The 23,377-nt window shown below is 68.9% G+C and carries 25 protein-coding genes; 14 read left to right on the top strand and 11 right to left on the bottom strand.

Going from position 1 to position 23,377, the window contains the following annotated elements:
* Positions 1-588 precede the first annotated feature (588 nt).
* From BM362_RS28930 to BM362_RS46960, 3 genes are read left to right on the top strand one after another with little or no spacing between them, the layout of a single operon-like run.
* The gene (locus tag BM362_RS28930) at positions 589-993 is read left to right on the top strand and encodes a VOC family protein (RefSeq protein ID WP_157905112.1); all 405 of its coding nucleotides are present in this window, start codon (positions 589-591) and stop codon (positions 991-993) included.
* On the top strand, positions 990-1,604 hold the full coding sequence (locus tag BM362_RS28925; RefSeq protein WP_067592566.1) for a TetR/AcrR family transcriptional regulator: 615 nt from the start codon (positions 990-992) through the stop codon (positions 1,602-1,604). The genes BM362_RS28930 and BM362_RS28925 overlap by 4 nt, the downstream gene beginning before the upstream one ends.
* A complete protein-coding gene (locus BM362_RS46960; protein WP_067592569.1) occupies positions 1,601-1,927 on the top strand; it encodes a hypothetical protein in 327 nt (108 codons plus the stop codon). The genes BM362_RS28925 and BM362_RS46960 overlap by 4 nt, the downstream gene beginning before the upstream one ends.
* Here the strand turns inward: BM362_RS46960 and BM362_RS28920 are convergent.
* Positions 1,858-2,289 (bottom strand): response regulator transcription factor, encoded by a 432-nt coding sequence (locus BM362_RS28920; RefSeq protein WP_244287315.1) that lies wholly within the window; start codon positions 2,287-2,289, stop codon positions 1,858-1,860. The genes BM362_RS46960 and BM362_RS28920 overlap by 70 nt on opposite strands.
* A gap of 227 nt (positions 2,290-2,516) precedes the next feature.
* On the opposite strand from BM362_RS28920, the gene BM362_RS28915 reads away from it, so the two are divergent.
* Genes BM362_RS28915 through BM362_RS28905 form a run of 3 tightly spaced genes read left to right on the top strand, consistent with a single transcriptional unit; the run spans position 2,517 to position 4,878 of the window.
* Complete coding sequence (locus BM362_RS28915) at positions 2,517-3,260, top strand: SDR family oxidoreductase (RefSeq protein WP_167545475.1); 744 nt, start codon at positions 2,517-2,519, stop codon at positions 3,258-3,260.
* Positions 3,236-3,973, top strand: coding sequence for an SDR family NAD(P)-dependent oxidoreductase (locus BM362_RS28910; RefSeq protein WP_093575261.1), 738 nt, complete (start codon positions 3,236-3,238; stop codon positions 3,971-3,973). Before BM362_RS28915 ends, BM362_RS28910 begins: the two co-directional genes overlap by 25 nt.
* A 14-nt stretch (positions 3,974-3,987) precedes the next feature.
* Positions 3,988-4,878, top strand: coding sequence for an ACP S-malonyltransferase (locus BM362_RS28905; RefSeq protein ID WP_093575260.1), 891 nt, complete (start codon positions 3,988-3,990; stop codon positions 4,876-4,878).
* A gap of 98 nt (positions 4,879-4,976) precedes the next feature.
* Here BM362_RS28905 and BM362_RS28900 read toward each other — a convergent pair whose 3' ends face one another.
* Together BM362_RS28900 and BM362_RS28895 are read right to left on the bottom strand one after the other, a co-directional pair.
* A complete protein-coding gene (locus tag BM362_RS28900) occupies positions 4,977-6,254 on the bottom strand; it encodes a threonine/serine exporter family protein (protein WP_093575259.1) in 1,278 nt (425 codons plus the stop codon).
* An 887-nt stretch (positions 6,255-7,141) separates the two neighbouring features.
* On the bottom strand, positions 7,142-8,410 hold the full coding sequence (locus BM362_RS28895; protein ID WP_093575258.1) for an NADH:flavin oxidoreductase/NADH oxidase family protein: 1,269 nt from the start codon (positions 8,408-8,410) through the stop codon (positions 7,142-7,144).
* Between the two features lie 63 nt (positions 8,411-8,473).
* On the opposite strand from BM362_RS28895, the gene BM362_RS28890 reads away from it, so the two are divergent.
* The 3 genes from BM362_RS28890 (at position 8,474) to BM362_RS28880 (ending at position 10,773) form a co-directional block, all read left to right on the top strand.
* Entirely contained in the window at positions 8,474-9,055 is a 582-nt protein-coding gene (locus BM362_RS28890) for a TetR/AcrR family transcriptional regulator (RefSeq protein WP_093575257.1), read from the top strand.
* An 81-nt stretch (positions 9,056-9,136) separates the two neighbouring features.
* Positions 9,137-10,072, top strand: coding sequence for an acetoacetate decarboxylase family protein (locus BM362_RS28885; RefSeq protein ID WP_067592588.1), 936 nt, complete (start codon positions 9,137-9,139; stop codon positions 10,070-10,072).
* Positions 10,069-10,773 carry a type 1 glutamine amidotransferase domain-containing protein gene (locus BM362_RS28880; protein WP_067592592.1) on the top strand — a complete coding sequence of 235 codons (705 nt, stop codon included), beginning with the start codon at positions 10,069-10,071 and terminating at the stop codon, positions 10,771-10,773. The genes BM362_RS28885 and BM362_RS28880 overlap by 4 nt, the downstream gene beginning before the upstream one ends.
* Positions 10,774-11,243: 470 nt before the next feature.
* Here BM362_RS28880 and BM362_RS28870 read toward each other — a convergent pair whose 3' ends face one another.
* The 6 genes from BM362_RS28870 to cysD all read right to left on the bottom strand — a co-directional run bounded on the left by BM362_RS28870 (position 11,244) and on the right by cysD (position 17,745).
* Positions 11,244-12,644, bottom strand: a complete 1,401-nt coding sequence (locus tag BM362_RS28870; protein ID WP_093575256.1) for a TfuA-like protein — start codon at positions 12,642-12,644, stop codon at positions 11,244-11,246.
* A gap of 17 nt (positions 12,645-12,661) precedes the next feature.
* Positions 12,662-13,825, bottom strand: coding sequence for a YcaO-like family protein (locus tag BM362_RS28865; RefSeq protein WP_093575255.1), 1,164 nt, complete (start codon positions 13,823-13,825; stop codon positions 12,662-12,664).
* A 60-nt stretch (positions 13,826-13,885) separates the two neighbouring features.
* The gene (locus BM362_RS50045; RefSeq protein ID WP_255366215.1) at positions 13,886-14,020 is read right to left on the bottom strand and encodes a hypothetical protein; all 135 of its coding nucleotides are present in this window, start codon (positions 14,018-14,020) and stop codon (positions 13,886-13,888) included.
* A gap of 67 nt (positions 14,021-14,087) precedes the next feature.
* A complete protein-coding gene (locus tag BM362_RS28860; RefSeq protein WP_157905114.1) occupies positions 14,088-14,804 on the bottom strand; it encodes a class I SAM-dependent methyltransferase in 717 nt (238 codons plus the stop codon).
* Positions 14,805-15,007: 203 nt separating this feature from the next.
* A complete protein-coding gene (gene cysC, locus BM362_RS28855; protein WP_093575254.1) occupies positions 15,008-16,837 on the bottom strand; it encodes an adenylyl-sulfate kinase in 1,830 nt (609 codons plus the stop codon).
* Positions 16,837-17,745 carry a sulfate adenylyltransferase subunit CysD gene (cysD, locus tag BM362_RS28850; protein WP_093575253.1) on the bottom strand — a complete coding sequence of 303 codons (909 nt, stop codon included), beginning with the start codon at positions 17,743-17,745 and terminating at the stop codon, positions 16,837-16,839. Before cysD ends, cysC begins: the two co-directional genes overlap by 1 nt.
* A gap of 82 nt (positions 17,746-17,827) precedes the next feature.
* On the opposite strand from cysD, the gene BM362_RS28845 reads away from it, so the two are divergent.
* Positions 17,828-18,301: a nuclear transport factor 2 family protein gene (locus tag BM362_RS28845; RefSeq protein WP_093575252.1), complete on the top strand. Its 474-nt coding sequence runs from the start codon at positions 17,828-17,830 to the stop codon at positions 18,299-18,301.
* Here the strand turns inward: BM362_RS28845 and BM362_RS28840 are convergent.
* A complete protein-coding gene (locus BM362_RS28840; protein ID WP_093575251.1) occupies positions 18,289-19,179 on the bottom strand; it encodes a helix-turn-helix domain-containing protein in 891 nt (296 codons plus the stop codon). The genes BM362_RS28845 and BM362_RS28840 overlap by 13 nt on opposite strands.
* 87 nt (positions 19,180-19,266) lie before the next feature.
* Between BM362_RS28840 and BM362_RS28835 the strand changes: the two genes are divergently transcribed.
* The 4 genes from BM362_RS28835 to BM362_RS47675 all read left to right on the top strand — a co-directional run bounded on the left by BM362_RS28835 (position 19,267) and on the right by BM362_RS47675 (position 23,049).
* Complete coding sequence (locus tag BM362_RS28835; protein ID WP_093575250.1) at positions 19,267-20,436, top strand: DUF1214 domain-containing protein; 1,170 nt, start codon at positions 19,267-19,269, stop codon at positions 20,434-20,436.
* A gap of 4 nt (positions 20,437-20,440) precedes the next feature.
* Complete coding sequence (locus BM362_RS28830) at positions 20,441-21,220, top strand: SDR family oxidoreductase (protein ID WP_067592621.1); 780 nt, start codon at positions 20,441-20,443, stop codon at positions 21,218-21,220.
* A gap of 10 nt (positions 21,221-21,230) precedes the next feature.
* On the top strand, positions 21,231-22,379 hold the full coding sequence (locus BM362_RS28825) for a sulfotransferase family protein (protein WP_093575249.1): 1,149 nt from the start codon (positions 21,231-21,233) through the stop codon (positions 22,377-22,379).
* A gap of 94 nt (positions 22,380-22,473) precedes the next feature.
* Complete coding sequence (locus tag BM362_RS47675; protein WP_093575248.1) at positions 22,474-23,049, top strand: hypothetical protein; 576 nt, start codon at positions 22,474-22,476, stop codon at positions 23,047-23,049.
* A gap of 6 nt (positions 23,050-23,055) precedes the next feature.
* On the opposite strand, the gene BM362_RS46955 is transcribed toward BM362_RS47675, so the two are convergent.
* Positions 23,056-23,241 carry a hypothetical protein gene (locus BM362_RS46955; protein WP_093575247.1) on the bottom strand — a complete coding sequence of 62 codons (186 nt, stop codon included), beginning with the start codon at positions 23,239-23,241 and terminating at the stop codon, positions 23,056-23,058.
* Positions 23,242-23,377: the final 136 nt, after the last annotated feature.

Raw genomic sequence — 23,377 nt, 5'->3', positions numbered from 1 at the left:
CGGAGCGAACCGCGCCCGCGTGGTTCACGGTGTGGCTCGTCCTCGCGGCCCTGATACTGCTCAGCTGGCTTGCTGGTCCGTGAGTTCCCGGAGCTCTCGCTGCCAGCGGATGGACCTCGGCCCGGCGCGAGCGGGTTCGCCGGGAGACTTCCCGGCGAACCCTCGGCCACCACGCGGGCAACGCCGTCTTCCAGGTCAGCTCCAGCCGCTGCGGTCGTGCGGTCAGCCACGGCACCTCGGCCGCGAGCTCCAGATCCGGAAACCGAGCCCGCAGCGTCGCCAGTGCGACCTGCAGTTCCAGCCGCGCCATCTGGGCGCCCAGGCAAAGATGCGGTCCGTGGCCGAAGCTCGGCGTGGCGCGGTACGGGGACTTGACCGAGGCGATCGCCAGATTCGCACGGCCGGTGCCCCTGCCCTCGACCGTCCGGTTCTCGGTGGGCCCGACCCCGGACCCCGCCCGGTTCCGGCTGTTCGCGAGCACCCGCGACGGCGAGGTGCTCAAGGCCGCGTCTTTCCGCGTTGCGGATCGCGGGAGGCTAGCGGATGATAGGGCTGTCGGTCGATAGCCTCGGAGACAGGAGGACGCTTGTGCCGATCAAGCAACTGGACAACATCGGGATCGCGGTCAAGGACGTCCGGCGGGCAGCGGAGTTCTTCCGCGACAAGGTGGGCCTGCCGGTTGAGCTCAGTTTGGCCGGCGAGCCACCGTCGGCCCAGGTCACCACCGGTTCGCAGTACCTGTACGTCTTCGAGGTCAAGTCGTCCGCGGCCGCCGCGGAGCGGCACAGCGATCTGATCGGCAATCCGCCGGGCTTCGACCACGTCAGCTTCACCGTGGACAACGTCGACCAGACCTACCGGGAACTGCGGGACCGGGGAGTCGCGTTCGACAGCGAGCCCGTCACCGAAGAGGCATGGGGAATACGCATGGCAGGATTCCGCGACCCGGAAGACAACAGCTACTTTCTCGTTCAGACGCTGGCTCCGCAGTGACCGGCGCCGCCGTCTTCGACAGCGCCCGGCCCCGGTACAGCAAGCTCATCGAGATCGCGACGGAACTGTTCAGCAGCAACGGCTACCAGGCAACCACGATCCGGCAGATCGCGGGCGCGATGGAGATCAAGAGCGCCAGCCTCTACTCGCACGTCGGCAGCAAAGCCGAGATTCTGCGCGAGATCGTGCTCGACGTCGCCCGGGAGTTCACCGATTCCGCCCTTGCCGCCGTCGCGCCCGCGCACACCGGCGAAGACCAGCTCCGCGCCCTGTGCCGAGCCCACATGCGCGTGATGACGGACCGGGCGAGCGCCGTGATCGTGTACTTTCACAATTGGCGGACCTTGAGCGACGAACACCAGCGAGAGATCATCTCGCTCCGGCGGCGGTACGAGGGGTTGTTCCGCGCCGCGATGCGCAAGGCGATCGCCGAGGGAGCCTATCGCGAGACGGACGTAGCTCCTTCGGTCCGAGTCCTGCTCGGTGCGCTCAACTGGACCTATGAATGGCGTTCGCCGAGGCGCCGCTCGGACCCCGATATCTTGGCCGACGAGATACTCGGCGTCGTCGCCGGGGGTCTGCGCCGGACGGACAAGAGGAAGAAGCCGTGACAGCGCGGCGCGCACAGTTCCTGCTCGACCTGTCCGTCTACGTCGAATGCCGGCCGAACCCGAATCCCGAGTCTCCCGCCGTCCTGCCGCGCCCCGGTGCCCGGGTCCTCGCCCCGGTCTACCGTCAAGGCTTCCACGCCGGGTACGCGCCGGGCACCGTGGTGTCGCGCGACGAGATCGACCGGATGGCGACCGTCGAGTACGACGAGCAGCAGGACGGCGAACCGGGCTTCCCGGCCACCGGAGTCATTGCCTACGCGATATCGCTCCTCGCCGCCTGCCATCCCGATCCGTCCCCTGTGGACAGTATGCCGAGGCGGTAGGCAAGACTCACCGCCTCGGTCCGATGGGTGGCACCGAGCTTCAGGAAGACCGCGTGCACATGGGCCTTCACCGTCTGTTCCTTGATGCCGAGCGCCCGGCCGATCCGGCGATTGCTCGCCCCTCGGGCAAGCAGGTCGAGTACCTCCGCCTGCCGTTTCGTGAACGAAGCAGACTCCCGCACCTCCGGCGGGGCAGCCGGATTTCCCGAAAATTCGCTTTTCGCGACGGGCACCGGAGCCGGAAAAAGGGAGTGCAGATGCTGCAGCTTGTCGATTGCCGCCTGCTGTGATTCGACAGCGTTGCGCAGACTCGAGATCACGCCTTCGATCTCGCCCCACCCATCGAGATTCGATGCACGCACAGTCTCTTGAACCCTCCTCCTCGGATAACAACAGCGTAGCGTTTACGTAAAGTAGTCGTGACCGCCAATAGGGATAACCACAGAGCCGGTTCCGGGTATTAATACGTGCCGATGGTCGCATTGAAATGCCGACCCGCCGAAGGCGAGACTGAGCCAAGGACAACCGACGACCGGGCGAGGGCAGGATGCCGCTCGAATCAGGAGCACTCGAAGGGAAGGTCGCGCTGGTGACCGGCGGGGCCAAGGGAATAGGTCGTTCTGTCACCGACCGGATCGCCCGGCTCGGCGCGCACGTGATCATCAATTACTGCCATGCGGAAGAAGCGGCAAAGGAAACCGAGGAGGAACTGCTCGGACGCGGTGCGTCGGTAGAACTGATTCGAGCTTCGGTGGCCCGCGAGAAAAGCGTACGACACCTGTTCGAGCAGGTTGCGAACCGGTGGCCCGCTCTCGACATCCTCGTGAACAATGCTGCTTCCGGCGCTTTTGGCAGCATTCGCACGCTTACTGAAAAGGATTGGACGAGAGCGGTGGACACGAACCTGTACGGCACACTCCGCTGCTCCCGATCAGCAGCCGCGATGATGCATCGCGGCGGAGTGATCTGCAATCTCTCTTCGACTGGAGCGCACAATACAGTTCCAGGATACGCCGCGGTGGGAACAACGAAGGCCGCAGTCGAAGCATTGACCCGATATCTCGCCGACGAGTTCGCTCCGTTGGGCATCAGAGTGAACTGCGCGTCCGCGGGACCGCTGGACACTCCCGCGCTGTCCGCGCTCGCGGCGGGCGATTCTGTCCACGACTCGCTCGTGGCGCGGACCCCCGCCGCACGCCTGGGAAAAGGCGAGGATCTCGCCAGGCTCGTCGGGTTCCTGGTCTCACCGGAATCCGATTGGATCCGGGGGCAGACTGTGGTCGCTGACGGCGGTCTCACGCTCTCGTCGTGGCCAGCGCGGGACAGCCGGTGACGGCCGCAGCGCCGGTCGCCCTCGTGACCGGAGCATCCGGCCTGCTCGGCGCGCGAGTCGCTGACCTCCTTGGCCGACGGGGAATTCCCACCGCGCACCACTACGCGAACCGGAATCCGTCGCCGGCACCGGGCCTGCCGCAGATTTCCGTCCGGGCCGATCTCGGGAATTCCTCGGAAGTCGAGGCCATGATGGACGAGGTGCGCGAACGTCTCGGCCCGGTGGGAATCCTCGTACACTGCGCCGCGACCGCTGCCGATGGGCTGATCATCGACCAGGACGAGAAAACCTGGCGCGAGGTCGTCGACGTCAACCTCGTCGGAGCCTACCGCGTTATCCGGTGCGCTCTCCCGTCGATGGTCCGACGCAGGTACGGCCGCATTGTCGTGGCGTCGTCCCCGTCCGCTCTGCGCGGCGTACCCGGGCAGTCGGCGTACGCGAGCGCCAAGGCAGGACTGCTCGGCCTGGTCCGGACGCTCGCCGCCGAATACGCGCCGCGGAACATCCTCGTGAACGCAGTCACACCAGGATTCATGGACAGCGAACTCACCGTCGACGTCTCCGAGCAGGCCCGAGCCGCCATTCTGGCCCGCACCGTCCGCAACCGGCCGCTCGATCCGGCACTCGCGGCCGAGGCCGTGCTCTTCCTGCTCGACAACGACGCCGTCACCGGTCACAACCTGGTGGTGGACGGTGGTTTCTCGCTCTGCTGAAAAGGACGGCTCCGATGACCGGCGAACCTGACCAGGTCGCATTGTGCTTCCCCGGCCAAGGAATACCGGCGGCCGATCTCGCCTGCGGGCTGCGCCGGCTGAGCCCCGGCCGAGCGGACCGGTTGCTGGCGACCCTGTCGGCTCACTCGCTCGACGACCTGGACCTCACTGACACAAGGGTCGTGCAGCCGACGATACTGGCGCTCAGCCTGTCCGGTGCCCGCGCGATGGCGCCCCGTACCGGCGATGTCGCCTTGGTACTGGGACACAGTTTCGGTGAAATCAGCGCACTGGCCTACGTCGGCTGCCTGTCCGAGGAGGACGCCCTGCGGGTCGCCGCGATCCGGGGCGAGCTGTGCTGGAAGCAGTCACTGCAGCGGGACGGCGCGATGGTGGCGATCCTCGGCCTGCCCCCGGCCGAGGTCGAATGGCTCCGCAGGCGGGTGCTGGGAAACCTGCCCGGAGCGCAGCTGGAGACGGCTGCCGTCAACGGGCCCCGGCAGCTGGTGCTGTCCGGCGACCGGCCCGCTGTGCACACCGCCGCCGAGGACGCGATCGCGCATGCCGCGGAGGCACGGATCCTTCCGATCAAGGGAGCGTTTCACGGTCCGCATATGGCAGGCGCAGTGCCTGACTGGGCGAAGTTCCTGGACACGGTGGAAATCCGCGAAGCCCGCATTCCCTTCGTGTCGTCGACCGAGGTGCGGCTGTGCGCGACACCAGCCGAAATCCGGCGGGCGCTCGTGCGCGCGCTGGTGCTGCCGGTCCGTTTCGCCGCCGCGCTGGACTTCGCAGCCTCCCAGGGCGTCCGCACCATGGTGGACAGCGGACCAGGCACGGTGCTGAGCAAGCTCGTCCGGCGGCACGGCGGATTCGCGCGCAGATTGACCGCATCGGGTCGATAAGCGAAAACAGCACGCGGACAGCGCCGCCGATGCCGTGACTGAGCGTCGATGTCGTCGCGGCGGTGGCGGACCCCCGGCAGCACTCGGTCCGATGTCAGTCAAGCAAGCGGGCTCCCCGACATCGCGGCCGCAGGCCGGCGCAGTGCCGCAAGCTGCAACCCGAGCACAACGCCGACCCCGATCGCCGCGGTGGACACAATCGCCTCCGCCACCGCGTCCCCCGAGCCGGGGACCCGCGCGAAAACCTGCGACAGGCTCAAATACATCGCGGGCCCCGGCAACACGACACCGGTCAGACCCGGGATCGTGACCGCGGCAGTGGGCACCTTCAGCGTCCGCGCCGCCGCCCCAGCGAGCACGCCCAGCACCGTCGTGGCGAGAAAGATCGACACCGGAGCCGACAGGCCGAGCACCGACCGTCCCGTCCAGTTCGCCAGCGACGTCACGACCCCGGCCCCGCAGGCGAGCAGCCACCAGCGCGCGGGAGTGCCCATGAGGATCGCGTTGCCCAGCGCGCCGACCAGGGCCGTCACCGGCACCAGGGCCAGCGGCAGCGCGGCGAGGTGCACCCGGCTGGCCTCGCCGAGGATGTCGAGGTCGTTCGCCACCGAGACCACGACCATCACGCCGGTCGCGATCGCCCCGGTGAGCAGCAGCACTGTCACGATCCGGGCGGCCGCCATCAACGGGAAATCGCCGACCGCGTCCTCGACCAGCGACACCAGCGACAGAATCGGCAGCAACAGCACGAGATTCGCCGCCGAAAGACTCGCCGCCTCGTGCCCGGTGAGCACACCGAGCGACAGCAACGAGACCGCGCCGGCCAGCACCGCGCTCGCTTTGGCCGCGACCTGGAAGAACTCCGCGATGCCGACCGTGCTCAACGCCCATCCGGCGCGGTTGGCGAAAACGAACAACCCGGCGGACACCACGGCGGCGAGCACGGTCCCGTTCGCCTGGAGGCAAATCATCGCCGCGAGCAAGCAGCCGCCGAGCAAACTTCCGTACCACGGCCACGTCGGCCCCGCTTGAGCGAGGATTCCGGCGTCACGTTCGGCTTCGGCAGGCGAAATCGTACCGGCGGCGGCGCGCACGGCGAGCGCCTCCCAGTCGCCCATCCGGCCGATGTCGCGCGCGTCGTTCGCCTGCACGCTCCCGAACAGCACCAGCGGTTCTTCCCCGCCGCCGCAATACTGGAGGTGAATAGCCCGTACTCCCACCGAAATCCGCAGATCCTCGACGCCGCCTGCCGACGCCAGCCCGCGGACCGTGCGCACGACGACGGCAGTTTCGATGCCCTGCCGGAACATCTGCATCGCCACGTCGAGAGCGAAGCTCAGCACCCGTCGCGCCCGTTCGCGCTCGTCCACTGCCATGACCGCACTCTAAGCAGCCGCCCCGACAAGAAAGCGCCCGCGAACGCGAGGAAAAGAATCCTTCGCCCGATCGTGGCGCAGCCTGACCTCCGCTGAGCAGAACACGCCCGGACAGCCGCTTGCGCGATCGACCGCGAGAGCCGCACTTTTGAGTGAACCGCCGCGATGCCTGTGACACGGTCCGCATCCGAACCGATCCACCTTCTGCCGTGGCGGAGGAAGACGGACTGCCCTGGCATCCCCTCGCGGTCCCCGGCCGATTTCGAGCAGTGGACCCATCATCTGGGCACCACTGCCGAAAGGGGCGGCTCTCCGACCCGCGCGGGGTATTCCGTGTGGCTGAACCGCCCGCCCAACCTCGCCCCGATCCCGCCGAACCGGCTGTCTTCGACGAGGTCGTCCAGCGGCTCTCCGGCGGCCTGCCCTTCGCCGCGCCGCCGGGCTGTCGATCGTCCGCGGCGGCCACGTCCGGGTGCTGTTCACTTCTCTGGCCAGCCCCGACGAATGGGGCCCACCGGCCGCATGCACCACATTCCAGGCGGTCTGCACCGGCAAACCCAGCGTGTGCAACGGCCGGTCCGCGCGGACGACGATGCCGCCCGCTGCCGTTCTCCGTCGCCGACCTGGGCCGCGGCGAAGGCATCCTCGCCCACGACGCCATCACGGCCGCCGTGCGCGAACGGCAACGCCGGCACGGCGGTGCGCACGCCTGTGTCCCAACTCGGCCTCATCGAGGACGATGCGGTGCCACAACGTCGGCCGAGGCGCGAGCGGGACCATCCAGTTCAGCCCCGATCAGGCGCGGTAGGGCAACCCGGTCGAGAAGCCGTGCCCGGTCGTCGAGATCAGGGCCGACGGGTCCGCCGCGACAGTGTGGAACAAGGCGGTCACGGCTGCGGCGCGGAAAACGTCCTGCTGATGCCGCGGCGGTCGAGCCAACCGCGGTAGCGACGCAACGCGCGTTGCTGCAGCACCGTCTCTTTCGCCAGCGCCAGCTTGGGATTCGTCCGCAGTCGCGGCGAACGGCCCGCTCCCGCCCGCCGCAACTGGCGGCGCACCCGGGCCATCCCCGCGGCCGAGGCCAGCGCCTTGTCCCTGATCGCCACCGGAGCGAGCTCCACCGCGGCATCCTCGCCGTGGAGCCACTTCTTCGGCAGGTCGGGGTCCACCGCCAGCGCCGTCCCCATCCCGGCCAGGTCGATACCCCCGGCCAGCACCTGCTCCGCGACCGGCCGCCGGACGATGCCGCCGGTCAGCATCAACGGCAGCGGGCTGGTCCGGGCGAGTTCTTCGGCCAGCGTCAGGAAGTACGCCTCCCGCGCCACCGTGCGCTCGTCGGCGGAACGACCCGACATCGCCGGGCTTTCGTAGCTGCCACCGGACAGCTCGACCACGTCCACCCCGAGCGGAGCCAGCATCTCGATCACCCGGCCAGCGTCTGCGGCGTCGAAACCGCCGCGCTGAAAATCAGCCGAGTTCAGCTTCACCGCGACCACGAACGCCGGTGACACCACGTCGCGCACGGCGCGCGCGATGTCGAGCAGCAGCCGCGCCCGGTTCTCCAGACTGCCGCCCCATTCGTCGGCCCTCCGGTTGACCAGCGGTGAAAGGAACTGCGACAGCAGGTACCCGTGCGCGGCGTGGATCTCGACCCCGTCGAACCCAGCCTCCTCGGCACGACGCGCGGTCTCGGCGAACCGCGCCACCGTCTGTCCGATCTGGACTGCCGTCATCTCGGCCGGCCGCGCGAGCCGCTTGCTCTGCTTGCCGACGTTCACCTTGACCGCCGACGGACCCCACGCGACGCCGGGCATGTTCGCCATCACCTGGCGTCCGGGGTGGTTGATCTGCATCCACACCCGCGCGCCGCCGCTCTTGGCCGCGTCCGCCCACGCGCGGAACGGCTCCAGCGGCGACTGCTCGTCCAGGACGATGCCCGCCGGGCCGGTCATCGCTTCGGCGTGCACCATCACGTTGCCGGTGATGATCAGCCCGGCGCCGCCTTCGCTCCAGCGGCGGTACAGGCGGCGGATCCGCTCGCCGGGCAGCTGCCCGGGGCCGGCCATGTTCTCCTCCATGGCCGCTTTGACGATCCGGTTGGCGAGCGCGGGCCCGTGGGCGGGCGCGAACGGCGTGAACAGGGGCGAGGTCGTCATGATTCCTTCGATCCGTGCGGTATGTTTGCAGTGCTCACATGAGAGTAGGAGGCGATGTAAGCAGTGTCAACTTCGACGAAGGACGGCTATCATCACGGCGACCTGCGGGCAGCGCTGCTGACGACCGCGATGGAGATGCTCGAACGGGGCGAGCAGTTCTCCCTGCGGGCTGTCGCACGGAAAGCGGGCGTCTCCCCGACCGCCCCGTACCGGCACTTCGCCGATCGCGACGCCCTCGAATCAGCCTTGGCCGCCCAAGGGCTGCGCGACCTGAATGCCGACCTGAGCCAAGGCGGCACCCCGCCGAAAACAGTCGCCGAACTGGCCGAATTCGGCGTCGCGTACGTCGGCTTCGCCCTCCGCCGCCCGGCACTGTTCCGGCTCATGTTCGGCAACGCGTGCGACGACACCAGCGACGATCGCGTCAGCGCCGCCGCCGCCGTGCACGAGACCCTCGCCCACGCCGTCGCGAACGTGTTCCCCGAGGCCGACTTGGCCGCCATCACCATCGCGGGCTGGGGAATGGTGCACGGATTGGCCTGCCTGCACCTCGACGGCAAGCTCCCCAGCGCCTCCGCCGACGACGTCGCGAACCAGGTCCGGGCGTCTTTCACCGCGGTCTTCGCCGCCCGTACGGGTGAGTGACGACCCTCGTGTTGACAGTGCTCACATCGAGGCCTACCGTCATGTAAGCACTGCATACATGACCCGATGGGAGCGCCCGCGATGGCACCGAGCAGCCCGGCAACGGCCGGATCCGTGGAGGTCGACCTCGGCGGCCGCCGCGTCACTGTCCCCGAGGGCGGATTGTTCGACCGCTACCGGATGGACACCGACCTCGACGAGGTGGCCCGCGACCCGCGCGTCAGCGGCGTCGAGTTCTTCCGCGGGCTGCCCAAGACGAGGGTCGAGTCGCCGATCGGTCCCACGCTGACGCCGAACTTCTACTACCGGATGTCGTCGGCCCGGCTGACCATGCTCGCCCGGTCCCGCGCCATCCGCGCCCGGCTGCCGAGGGAGCTGGCGCCGCTGGAGGTCGCGCCCGGCCTCGGCCTGGTGTCGGTGATGTTCTTCCGCTACGACGTGTGCGACATCGACTTCTACACCGAGGCCGCCGTCGGCATCGCGGTCCGGCCCGCACGGCACGGGAAGCTCGGATTCGTCGACCTGCTCGCCGCGCTGAAGAACGACCACCTCGACACCTACGTCCTCTCGCTGCCGGTCAACACCGACATCGCGCAGGTCCGCGGCCACGACGGCTACGGCTTCCCCAAGTGGGTCACCGGACTCGACGTCGACATCGACGCCGGCCGCACCACCGCCCGGGTCGCCAACGACTCCGGCGAACTCGACCTGTCGCTGTCGGCAGCCACCCCCGCGCAGACGAGGTACCCGAGCGGCGAACGCGTTTCGGCCCTCACCTCCTACACCACCGTCAACGGTGCCTGGCACTCGACGCTCAGCCAGACCAACGCCCTGTCGGCGGGCAGCACAACCTTCCCGCGCCACGTCGATCTCCGGCTCGGCCGCGGCCGGATGAGCGACGACCTGCGCTCGCTCAACCCGACCCGTCCGGTCCGGCTGGACGTGCTCGCCGAAGGCCAGAACGCCCTGCACCTGCCGGTCCCGTACTCGGTTCCCCAGCAAGGAGTTTCGCGATGACCAAGGTTCTCCAGGTGCTTTCCGCGGCCCGGGTCTGGACGCTGAAGGACGGCACTGAGCACCCGACCGGTTTCTGGGCCGAGGAATTCGTCGTCCCCTGCACGCTGTTCACCGAAGCGGGCTGGGACGTCACCGTCGCCACTCCCGGCGGCAAGCAGCCCGTCGTCGACCAGCTCAGCCTCGGCGTCAAAGGCGGCGTTCTTCCGCACACCGCCAAGAAACTGCGCGCCGAACTCGACCGCCTCTCCCCCGTGCTGGCCGAGCCGGCCGATCTGTCCGAAGCGGACCCGGACGACTTCGACGTCGTCTTCTACTCCGGCGGCCACGGCCCGATGGAAGACCTCGCCCTCGACCCGGTTTCCGGCGCACTGCTGACCAAACGGCTCTCCTCGGCCCGGCCGCTCGCACTGCTGTGCCACGCCCCCGCGGCAGCGCTGGCCGCGAAAAACCCGGACGGCAGCTGGCCCTTCGCGGGCTACCGGATGACCGGGCTGTCCAATGTCGAGGAACGGTTGAACCCGTTCGCGTGGAAAGCCAAGTGGCTGCTGGAAGACCGGCTCAAGGAAGCCGGCGCGGACTACACGTCCGGCCTGCCGCTGAAGTCGCACGTGATCGTGGACCGCACTCTTTACACCGGCCAGAACCCGGGTTCCTCGGCCGCGCTCGCGCGCCGCATCATCGACGACGTCTCCGCCGCATAGCACGAATGACGCGGCACCTTACGCTCCTGGGCTGATTGTGCTCACCCGTCCGGCGCGCGACGATACCCGGGCCGCTTCGCGAGGCGCTGGCCGCGGCGGCATGCTGCTCCGCGAGTTCTGCCAGGCGAACCGCTTCGCGGACGTCACCCGGCGCGCCGAAGTCTGGTTCTGCGTCGGGAACCACAAAATCGACACCGCGGTTCCGCTGACCGCTGCCTGCCGGTGGCAATTCTCCGACCGGGTAAAGGCCGACTTCACCGTGCCCAACAACGGCGGCCGATGCTGGGCCAATCCGTCCGCGTACGCCGACGTCGGCGGAATCGCGGTCAACCAATGCTGCAACTCCCTCGGCTATTCCGCGCCGCGTGCCGCTGGCAGAATCCGGCTTGGGTCGCCAAGGGCTTCAGCCTGGTCCCCTGTTTCACCAAATACGGCGACCGTTTCGGGATCCGGTGCCTGGCCCTGTCGCGCTAGCCAGCACTCCGGCTCACCGCCGGGACCTCAGCCTCGACGGTGAGCCGCACCAGGTCCGGGTTGTACCGGGCGAGCAGGTAGAACGCCCGGGCCGCCATCACCAGGCTGTCCAGCGACTCCAGCCCGCGGTCCATCGCCGCCAGTTCCAGCTCCTCGCGGGCGACTTCCCACCGCTGCGCGAACAGGTCGAGGATCTTCTCGGATGAGAGGTCGTTGACGTCGCGTTCCTCTCCTTCGGCGAACACCCGGTCGTTGACCTCCCAGGCAACGCGGACGAGGTCCCGCGCCTGCTGCCACGACGGCTTCTCGCGCAGGTGCCGGAGAGGCAGTTCCTCCCACGTCAGGCCCGGATTCACCCGGAAGCTGCGGACGAGGAAGGTGCGGAGCCGCTCTGCCGGAGGCAGGGTTTCGCGCTCGTCCGCGGTCAGCCACTGCGCCAGGAACTCCAGCCGCGCGGGGTCGGCCGGGAGGCGGTAGACGCCCTGGTGTTCGCCGTGCCGCACAGCAGTCTCCGCATCGTCGACCGAGGGCGCGGTGCCGCATTTCTCGACGCATTTCGCCGCCAGGGCGCGGAAAATCACCTTTCGGTGAAATTCCGGATAGTCGGCTGCGAACAGCTGGCAGGCGCGCAGCGCGCCGAGGTCGCCCTGATGCGGCGAGTCGCCGATCTCCAGACCCAACGCGGCCGTTTGCCACAGATAGAGGAAGGAAGTCCGGTTCACGGCCGGCGGGTCGAGCGGGGCCTGCCGTTCGCGGCGCAAGGCGTCCAGCAGCAGGATCGCGTCGGTGCGTTTGGGATCCAGCCGGTGCGCGACACAGTACTGGCCGATCTCGCGGACCAGCTTCGGTTCGATCCCGGCTTCTCGACCGGCCGCGGCCAGGCCGTCGTAAGATCGGCGGCCGAAGGGCCAGCGGGCCAGAACGGCGATCAGGCGTTCGGCGGTCGCGCTGTCGCACACCCCGGCCGCCACGGCCTGCGAGAAGGTGGCGCGCATGCACACCAAGGGTTCTGACAGCGGCCGGTAGTCCTCCTCCGGGGTGCTGTGCAGGAGGGTGACCTCGTCGTCCGCCTCCAGCCGCCCGTCGCGGTAGTCCGCGTAGATCCGGCCGATGCCCTCCATGCCGAAGACGTCCAGTTCGGCAGCCCGCAACGCGCCCATGCTGGCCGCGCCGAGCACCCGCACGCCCTCGCCCAGCAACGCCAGGATTTCCTTGTGCCGCACCGTGCCGATCTGGTGGAAGTAGCCGTCGACGATGCCGACCGCGTCGCCCTCGGCCAGCGACAGCCGGGGCAGCTCGCCCGCGGCCACCGGCGGCAGCACCTCGATCTCCGAATCCCGCGCCAGCTGCGCGGCATCGGGCAGGCTCGGACCGGCGAAAAGAATGCGACGGGGCATGAGGCGTCCGTTCCGGGTCACTGGTGCTGGAAGGAGGTGCCAGGGCAGACGAGGTGCGCCACCGGGATGCCGATCTCCGGCTGGGTCAGGTCGACGTACAGCGGGGCATGTCCGGTCACTCGCTTGACCCGCGCCGCGACGTCGCGCACTTCACCGTCCAAAGTGGCCAGCGGTGCCGACTCGATTTCGCCGAACGGGATTGCCGGGCCGTCGTCGTCCTTGAACGGCGGCGAATCCGACGAACGCCGGACGCCGAAGACCCGGGCCTCCCGGTAGGGCGCCTTGCCGATGTCGTCCCGTGCGCCCGCGATGGCTGTCGCACGGGACTGGGCGGCCTCGGTGAGTGCCCGGGACAGCGCGACTGCCGCGTCGAGGTGGGCCCCGGAACCGGTGAACGTCGCGGGAAAGGCGTCGCTCCAGATCAGCACGTCGAACGCCGGGATGCCGAACGGATTCGGCAGGAAGCTCATCTGGACGTGCACCTTCGCCGCCCGGTACTTCTCCAGCAGTGCGCCCAGCCCGGCGTTCCCGACGGTCTCCGGATGGACCAGCAACGACTGTTCCCCTCGGCCCCTGCGTGCCATCGAATCGCGCTCCACCACCTCGTACATCCCGTGCAGCAGCGCCTCGTCCAGGGTGTTTCCGCTGGCCAGACCGTTGCTGCTGATCCGGAACAGCGGCGGGAGCCAGCGCTGGTCGAACCGGAAGTCCAGCGTGATCAGCTCGACCGGCACCAGCGACGTGCCGCCGCCCTCGACCAGCCGCGCCGTCCGCCACTCCAGGCGCGTGTCCGGATTGAGGCAGTTCCGGGCGGCGAGGGCGAGTTCGTCGACGCGATATCCGGTGAACCGCTCCGCCTCGCCGGCGGCGGCCGTCTGGGTCGAGAAGTCCAGCGGATGCTCCGCGTGCCACAGCTCGACGCCCTCCATCACTCCCGACACCCGGGCGAGCGCGGCGCTCGCGCCCTTGCCCTGCGAGACCGAGAGGGTCAGCGCGTTCGGCCGCATCGCCTGGAACACCGGGATCCCGATCTCGTCGAGCCAGGTGACGTCCGCGACGCGGGTGATGCCGAGCCGCGGCAGTTTCGGTTTGACCCACTCCCACGTCTCCTCCGGCCGACGGCTCCGGTGCGTTCCGTCGAACACCACTTTCGCCGTACCCCGGGCCGCCTGCTGCGTCATCTTCCCCTCGTTTCCTCGGTGCCGATCGGGCTGGCGGCACCGCCGCCAGCCCGACGCTGGTCAGCAGCCGCAGAGTTCGCTGCTCTCGGCCACGCCCTCGGCGAACGGCGACTGGAAGGTCGAGATCTTTTCCGAGCGCACGCTCGCCAGGTCGGCTTCCAGTTCGGCGGCCGTGGGCAGCACGATTTCGTTCATGCCGGTATTCCTTTCTTTCACCTTTCCCTGAAGGTCAGGGAAATTCGGGGGCGGATTTCCCGGGCGATCAGGCGGAAGCCGCTCGTTCGAGCAGCGCCGCGTACGCGATCCCGCCCTGCCATTCCTTGCGGTCCGCGATCCGCAGCCCCACGTCCGAACAGGCCTTTTCCAGCGCTTCCGGATCGGCGAACAGCCACGGGAACCACGGTCCCGCCACGTCCTCAAGCCACAGCCGCATGCGGATGTCCCCGCGGTACCCGCCTTCGGGAAGTTCGCCGTCGTTGAACGTTCCGGGCGGAAGCTTGCGCCAATCAGTGCTGGTGAACACGATGCGGCCGGTTTCGCTCAGCCACGAAGACAATCGGCGCAGGAATTCCGGCAGGGCGGCGAGCCGGGCCGCCATTCCGCCGTTTCCGCCGACCGCGAGCACGGCGTCCACGGTTCGCGGCGGCACGTAGGAGAAAACGTCCGCCCGCACGCAGGAAACACCCGCCGCGCGCGCCATCTCCACGGCGGCCGGGATCAGCTCGATCCCGTGCCCGCGCACGCCTCGCCGGGCGAGTATCTCCAGGTCACGACCGGTGGCGCAGCCGATGTCGAGCACGTAGCCGTCCTGGACCCAATCGAGCACATCCGAGCCGACCGGCGGCTTCGCTCCCGGTTCCCGTTTCCACCATTCCAGCGGTTGCGGAGCGACCGGCAGCGCGCTGTCCCCTATTTCGACGGTGAAGGAACCCGGCCGGACTTCGCGTCGCAAAGCTTCTTCGAAAAAAGTGACATCCACGCCTGACACTCCCAGCACCATTGCCGAAGCACCCACCGGGCAATCCGCCGGAGGCAGAACTCCAGCCTCGCAGCGCCCGCGACGCGAGGTCAAAGGTCGTTACCCGAAGAAACCGCGACGCCTGCCCGATCGGCTCTCGGCCGGAAATCCGGCCGCGCGCGCATTAGCCCAGCCGTACGAACAGATCCTGCGCCGCCTGGGCGTTACTCCAGGGCAGCGAGAACCAGCGCGGCCATCGCGGCCGGGTCGCCGTTTTCCGGGCGCAGCACCAGGTCCGGGGACGCGGGCCGTTCGTACGGCGCGTCCACTCCGGTGAATCCGGTGATTTCACCCGAACGCGCCTTGGCGTACATGCCCTTCGGATCGCGGTCCTCGCACACTTCGAGCGGGGTGTCGACGAAAACTTCCAAAAACGGCAAACCCGCGGTTTCGTGGACAGTTCGCGCGAGTTCGCGGTCAGCCTGGTACGGGCTGATCAACGACACCACCGCCACCACCCCGGCGTCCGCGAACAGCTTCGCGACCTCCGCGACGCGGCGGATGTTCTCGGCCCGCTGTGCCGGGGCGAACCCGAGGTCGCCGTTGAGCCCGTGCCGGAGATTGTCGCCGTCGAGCAGGTAGGCGGGGCGGCCCGAGGCGACCAGCCTGCGCTCCAGTTCCACGGCCACGCTCGACTTGCCCGAGGCGGACAGCCCGGTGAGCCAGACCGTCCGGCCGCGGGTCGCGCGTTCGTCCCGCGACACCGCCGCCGGATGCCAGACCACATTCGGCGCGGTCGCGCTCGGGCCGGTGATCATGCCCGCTCCGACGGTGTCGCCGGAGTGTTCGTCGACCAGGAGGAAACCGCCGGTCGGCCGATTGCGGGCGTAGGGGTCGAACAGCAGCGGCTGCCGGGTCCGCAGCCGGATCCGGCCGATTTCGTTGAGCGACAACGATTCCGCGGCCTCGTCGCGGTGCAGCGTGGTGACGTCCAGCCGGTAGTCGAGCGCGCGGACCTCGGCCCTGGTCTCGCGCGTGGTGTGCCGGACGAGGTAGTTCGCGCCCGGGGCGAGCGAGGCCTGTTCGGAGAACCAGCACACCATGGCGTCGACGTCCTGGCCCACGTGCGGACGGTTGCCCGGACGGCAGATCAGGTCGCCGCGGCCGAGGTCCAGCTCGTCGGCAAGCTCGATGGCGACCGCCAGCGACGCGAACGCCTCGGGCACCTCGACCCCGCCGGGACCCCAGATCGCGCGCACGGTCGTGGTGAACCCGGACGGCAGCACAGTCACCTCGTCGCCGGGTTTGAAAACGCCGCCCGCCACCGTCCCGGCATAGCCGCGGAAATCCCGGCTGTGCTCGCGAATCACGTACTGCACCGGAAAACGCGCGTCGACCAGGTTCCGATCGGAAGCGACGTGCACCTGTTCCAGGTGGTGCAGCAGCGAAGTGCCTTCGTACCAAGGCATGCTCGCGCCCCGGTGCACCACGTTGTCGCCGTGCAGCGCGGACATCGGCACGAAAGCCAGATCCGGGGTCTGCAATTTCATCGCGAACCGGCGGAATTCCTCGCGGATTTCCTCGAACCGTTCCTGCGACCAGTCGACGAGGTCCATTTTGTTCACGCACACCACCAGATGGCGGATGCCCAGCAGGCTGGCGAGAAACGCGTGCCGGCGCGACTGTTCGAGCACGCCCTTGCGCGCGTCGACGAGGATCAGCGCGACGTCCGAAGTGGACGCTCCGGTGACCATGTTCCGGGTGTACTGCACGTGTCCCGGGGTGTCGGCGATGATGAACTTCCGTTGGGGCGTGGCGAAATACCGGTGCGCGACGTCGATGGTGATGCCCTGTTCGCGTTCCGCGCGCAGGCCGTCGGTGAGCAGGGCGAGATCCGGATACGCGTCGCCGCGGTCCCGGCTGGTGCGCTCGATCGCTTCGAGCTGGTCGGTGAACACCGTCTTCGAGTCGAAGAGCAGCCGGCCGATCAGGGTCGATTTGCCGTCGTCCACGCTGCCCGCCGTGGCGAGCCGCACCGTCGTGACCCGGCTCATCAGAAGTAGCCTTCCTTTTTGCGGTCTTCCATCCCGGCCTCGGAAATCCGGTCGTCGGCCCGGGTCGCGCCGCGTTCGGTCACCCGGGTCGCGGCGACCTCGGCCACCACTTCCGCCGGCGACGAAGCGGCCGATTCGACGCAGCCGGTGCAGGTCGCGTCGCCGATCGTGCGGAATCGAACCGTTGCCGGGTAAGGAACTTCGCCCTCGCCCACGGCAAGAAACCGGGTGTCGGCGAGCAGCATCCCGTCGCGCTGGACCACCGGCCGGCGGTGCGCGTAATACAGCGACGGCAGGGTCACGTCCTCCGCTTCGACGTACTGCCAGATGCCCAGCTCGGTCCAGTTCGACAGCGGAAAAACGCGGATGTGCTCGCCCTTGCGATGCCTGCCGTTGTAGAGATTCCACAGTTCCGGACGCTGCCGCCGGGGATCCCATTGCCCGAACTCGTCGCGGAAGCTGAACACGCGTTCTTTCGCCCGGGCTTTCTCCTCGTCGCGGCGCGCACCCCCGAACACCGCGTCGAAGCCGTTCTCGCGAATGCCGCGCAGCAACGTGGCCGTCTGGAGCCGGTTCCGGCCCGCCTTCGGATCCTCGACGCTCCGGCCCGCGTCGATGTCGTCCTGGACGCTGACGACCAGCAGCCGCACTCCGCGGCGCTCGACGGTTTCGTCGCGAAACCGGATCACCTCGTCGAAATTGTGCCCGGTGTCCACGTGCATGACCGGAAACGGCAACGGCGCTGGCCAGAACGCTTTCGCCGCGACGTGCAGCATCACCATCGAGTCTTTCCCGCCGGAGAACAGCAGCACCGGCCGTTCGAAGGTCGCCGCGACCTCGCGGAAGACGTGCACGGCTTCGGCTTCGAGCGCACCGAGGTGGCTCAGCTCGTAGGCCTGGGTCGCCATCGGATCCGTCCTTCCGAGGTTCGAAGGAAGAAAACTAGAACAAGTTCTTGCGCTCGGTCAAGCGGCGGAGGACGCTGAGCGCATGGACCTGGCCGCACTCGAAGAGATCCGCCGCGTGAAATTCCGCTATCTCCGGTGCCTCGACCTGAAGCGCTGGGACGAGATGGCGGAGACGCTCACCGCCGACGCCCGCGTGCACTACGGCACGCCCTCCTACGGCGAACCGCTCGATTTCGAGAACCGCGACGCGCTCATGGAGTTCCTGCGCACCGCCGTCGGCCCCGGCATCACGACGATGCACTTCGCCGGCCACCCGGAAATCGAGATCGACGGCGGCACCGCGACCGGCCGGTGGATGTTCCAGGACAAGGTGATCGTCGCCGAGCACCGAGTGGTGATCGAGGGAGCCGCGTACTACGAGGACACCTACCGGCGCGAGGACGGCGCGTGGCGGATCAGCAGCACGGGGTACGAGCGGCTGTACGAAACCCTGGTCTCGATGAAGGACCAGCCGGGCTGGAAGCTGACCGCGAACATGTGGGGTCAGCCGGCCTGATCTGGACGGACCCCGCCCGCCTCGGCCGTCACCGCGTCCGCGACCGCGACCAGCGCCGCACCCCGCCGCGCGATCTCCGCGCCCGTGACCGGCTCCCCGACCGACAACGTCAGCACCAGTTCCTGCCGCCCCGACGCGTCGAAGGTCGGGGCGGCCAGCAGGCTCACCGCGTGCTTCTTCCGCGGTTCCAGGTCCGCGCCGAGGTACACCCGCTCGCCCAGGCTCGACACCAGCTCGCCGACCAGCCCGCGCACCTCCGGCGGCAGATCTCCCGCCGCCACGCCCGCCATCAGCGTGTAGAGCCGACGGCCCGCCGACGTCAGGCTTTCCACCAGATAGCCGTGTTCCCGGCACTCCGCGACCACGCGCCGCAGGTACGCCTCGTCCAGCCGGACCGGCACCGCGGGCGGCGTCGCGAGCCACGCGTCGAAGGCGGAGCCGGCGTCCCACAGCACGTACATCAGCCCGACCGGCGGCGCGAACGGATACGTCTCGCCGAGCCGCACTTTGCCCGGCCCGGCGCTCTGCAGCATCAGGATGCGCCCGTCGACCACCGCCGACGCGGTGCACGTCGCCTGGTACCGGGCGCTGAGTTCTTCCAGGCGGGTACGCGCGATTTCGCTGGCGCCGAAGCCTTCTCCCGCCGCGCGTCCGGCCGCGATCATCGCCGGTCCGAGCCGGTAGGTCGTGGTACTCGGGTCGCGGACCACGTAGCCGCCCGCGGTCAGCTCGGTCAGGATGCCGAGGCAGGTCGGTTTGCTCAGGTCCAGTTCGCGAGCCAGCGCGGACAGTCCGAAGCGCCGCCCCGGCCGGGCCGCGAAATAGTCCAGCAGCCGCACGACCCGCTGCGTAGGCGGGGAGCGCCGGGCAACCGCCATTGACCCGTCCTTAGAACGCGTTCTAGTCTCAATCGACCCTGAACGTACCACTCCGGTACAGATCTGGACCAGTGTGAGGAGTCTCCGGTGCTGACCGAACCGCTCGCCGGCGCGATCGCCGAAGCCGAAAAGATCATCGCCGAGGCGCCGCACGTCCGGACCGAACAGGACCTGATCGAGGGCTACGACTACCTCGCGGGCAGCATCCGGGCCTCGATCCAGACCGCGTGGGCCTACGACCGGGACTTCCCGTACTTCGCCCAGTCCACCGGCCCGTACACGAAAATGGGCCTGGACAACCCGGACACCCTGTACTTCAACGCGAACATCCGCGAGGACCGCGAGTACGTCGTCACCGGCGCCCGGGGCACCACCGCCGACCTCAGCTTCCAGGTCCTCAACGGGGACTACACGCCGGTCGAGGTGCCCGACAGCATGACCGCCTTCGACGACCGCGACATCCCCGTCGCCGCCGACGGTTCCTTCGAGATCCGCTTCGGCCCGGCCAAACCCGACCCGGAGCCCGGCTATTTCGTGCTCGGCCCGGGTTCGTCGATGCTCGTCGTCCGCGAGGTCTACAGCGACTGGGCGACCGAACGCCGCGGCTCGATCCGGCTCCGCTGCGCCGGCACCACCGGCCAGGCGCCGCCCGCGTTGTCGCGCACCGCGATGGAGAAACGCTACGGGGTCACCGGGAAGATCCTGCTCAGCCGGATCCGGACGTTCCTCGCCTTCCCGAAGTGGTTCTACCTGAACCTGCCGGCGAACACGATGACCGAACCGCGCAGCACGCCCGGCGGCCTGCCCACGCAGTACTCCTCGGCCGGGCATTACGACCTCGCCGACGACGAGGTCATGATCGTCACCGTGCCCCGCTCGGACGCGCCGTACCAGGGCATTCAGCTCGGCAGCAGCTGGTACGTCTCGCTGGACTACCTGAACCACCAGACCAGCCTCACCGCCGACCAGGCCCGCGTCGACCCGGACGGCAGGATGCGGTTCGTGATCAGCGAACGCGACCCCGGCGTCGCGAACTGGCTCGAACGCACCGGCCACGACCGCGGCTACGTCCAGATCCGCTGGCAGCGGCTTTCCCGGGACCTGACCGCCGAGGACGGCCCGGAAGTCGAGGTCGTGAAGTTCGGCGACCTCGCCGACCGGCTGCCTTACCGCCAGGAGGCCCGCGTGACCCCGGAGGAATGGGCACAGCGGATCGCCGCTCGACAGGCCGCCGTGGCGGCCAGGATGCTGGGCTGACCCCGTGGATCTCCTGACCGGCAAAGTCGTTCTCGTTTCCGGAATCGGCCCGGGACTGGGCCGCTCCATCGCCCTGCGCTCCGCCGCGGCCGGGGCCGACGTCGTCCTCGCGGCCCGCACCGAATCCCGGCTCGCCGAGGTCGCCGCCGAGGTCGAAGCGCTCGGCCGACGTGCCGTCTCGGTCCCCGCCGACATCACCGACGACGCCTCGGCGACCAAACTCGTCGAGACCGCGCTGAGCGAGTTCGGGCGGCTGGACACCTTGGTGAACAACGCTTTCGCGATCCCGCCGATCACCGATCTCGCCGAAGTCGACCTCGACGCGGTGCGCGCCGGGTTCGAAACCAACGTGCTCGCCGCACTCCGGCTGACCCGGCTCTGCACCTCCGCGCTCGCCGAAAGCGCCGGTTCGGTCGTGATGATCAACTCGGCGGTGCTGCGGCATTCGCGCCGCACTTTCGGCGCGTACAAAATGGCGAAGGCGAGTTTGCTCGCACTCGCGCAGAGCCTCGCGTCGGAACTCGGCCCGCAAGGGATCCGAGTGAATTCCGTTGCCCCGGGCTACATCTGGGCGGACTCGCTCAAGTGGTATTTCGGTTACCTGGCCAAGGAACGCGGCGTGCCCGCGGAGCAGGTGTACGCGGAGACGGCGGAGACGATCGACCTGCGCCGCCTCCCGGAACCGGACGAGATCGCCGACACCGTCGTGTTCCTCGCGTCCGCGCTCGCCCGCTGCGTCACCGGGCAATGCCTCGACGTCAACGCAGGCGAATACCATCACTGAGGGGAAGAGCATGCGTCCAGGACGAGACAGCGTCGGCACGGTCGAAGACCTCCACGCGTCCGCCACGAAACTCACCGGCCTCGACGACTTCGGCGGCGACGACTATCTCGAAGGCCTCCGGGTGCTGCTCGATTCCTATGCCGGCGAAGCCGATTTGACCCCGTACGGCAACAAAGTCCACCGTGCTTTCCTGCGTGGCGCGCTGGTCGCGCGGCTGCTGAGCGAAGCTTCGTGGAAGCAGCATCCGCACTACGCCGACGTGCCCATCGAGCGGCCCGTCTTCGTGACCGGCCTGCCGCGCACCGGGACCACGGCGCTGCACCGGCTGCTGACCGAGGACCCCGCACACCAGGGCCTCCAGGTGTGGCTGACCGAAATGCCGCAGCCGCGCCCACCGCGCGAGACGTGGCCGGAAAACCCGGTGTTCCAAGCGATTCAGGCCGGATACGACCAGCACCATGTCGACCATCCGGAGTTCATGGGCTTGCACCACATGTCGGCCGGCCAGGTCGAGGAATGCTGGCAGTTGCTGCGGCAGTCGCTGAAATCCGTCTCGTACGAATGCCTCGCGCACGTGCCCGGTTACTCGCGCTGGCTCGACGACCAGGACTGGACCGACGCCTACCGCAGGCACCGGCGCAACCTGCAGCTCATCGGCCTGCCCGACGCCGGCCGCCGCTGGGTGCTCAAGAACCCGAGCCACCTGTTCGCCCTCGACGCGCTGCTGGAGGTCTATCCGGACGCGCTGGTCGTGCAGACCCATCGCGCGCCCAGCACCATTATCGCCTCGGTCTGCAGCCTCACCGAACAGGCTTCGGAGGGCTGGTCGGACACCTTCCGCGGCGAGGTCGTCGGCCGCAGCCAGCTCGACCTGTGGGCCCGCGGCGCGGAACAGTTCGCCGCCGCCCGCGCCCGGCACGACCCCGCGCAGTTCTGCGACGTCCGGTACGAGGACTTCGTCGCCGACCCGATCGGCACCGTCGAGGGCGTCTATCAGCACTTCGGCCTGAATCTCGCACCGCAGGCGCGCGAAGCGATGACCGCGCTGCACGAGCGGAGCCGCACCGGCGACGCGAAGCCGAGGCACCGCTACGACCTCGCCGACTTCGGCCTGACCGCCGAGGAGGTCGACGAGCGGTTCGCCGGATACCGGAGTTGACGCCGTTTCGAGACCGGCCTCCTCGGCGAACCGGCCACGAGGGACGGGGACGTCTCCTAGGATCTGCCTGACGTTCGGTGAGCGGAGAGCAGGTATGACGACCTTCACGTACACGATCCTCGAGATCATCCCGCAGGCATTGCTGCTGATCGTGGGGCTGTTCGGGCTGATCCTCTCGATCGGCAGGCGCTCGCGCGGCGGCTCCGGGCTGATGGTGGCCGCCTTCGCGGTCATGCTCGTCACGACGGCGCTGAGCATCGCCTGGCAGCTCATGCTGTCGAACGTGCCGTCCTGGATGGCCTCGGACCACCTGAGCGCCGACGAGGTGCAGACGATCGTCCTCGTCGTGAGCATCTCGCTCAGCCTTCTCGAAATCCTGTCGTGGCTGCTGGTCGTGCTCGCGGTCGTGAAGGGCAATCGCGCGCCGCAGCCCGGTTTCGCGCCGGGCGGGCATCCGATGGGCGGGCAGCCCGGGTATCCGCAGACCGGGTACGGCCAGGCCGGGTATCCGCAGGCTGGGTACGCGCAGCCGGGTTATCCCGCTCAGCCGCAGCCGGGGCAGCCGCAGCCTGGTTATCCGCAGGCGGATCCCGGTCAGCAGTCCGGTTACGCCCAGCCGCTGCCGCCGCAGTCCAACCCGGGCGAAGGGCCGCAGCGGCCCCCGAACTGACGCCGGTCAGACCGCCGCTTCGGCGCGGGCAGGAATCTCGTCCGCAGCCCGCTCGGCGGTCAGCTCCGAGGTGTCCAGCCACCGCCCGATGTGCGGAGGCTCTTCGCAGAGGTACGCGTCCAGCCCGGCGATCCGCGCCGCGGCTCGGCGCGGTGCAGAAGCGCAGGTCCAGCATGCCGAGTCCGCACCCATTCCCGGTCGCCGTCGGTGATCTCGTCGTCCGCCCATTCGACCAGGGTCCGGGTCTTTCCAGTGCACCCGGATCACCTGCGCAGAGGTCCGTGAGGGGAACCCTGACGGAATCAGGTTCCCCTCACGGACTTCCACC

It is taken from the genome of Amycolatopsis rubida, assembly GCF_900115345.1.
Classification (GTDB): Bacteria; Actinomycetota; Actinomycetes; order Mycobacteriales; family Pseudonocardiaceae; genus Amycolatopsis; species Amycolatopsis rubida.
Note: the sequence above shows the minus strand (reverse complement) of the source record. Positions and strands in the feature narration are given on the sequence as shown.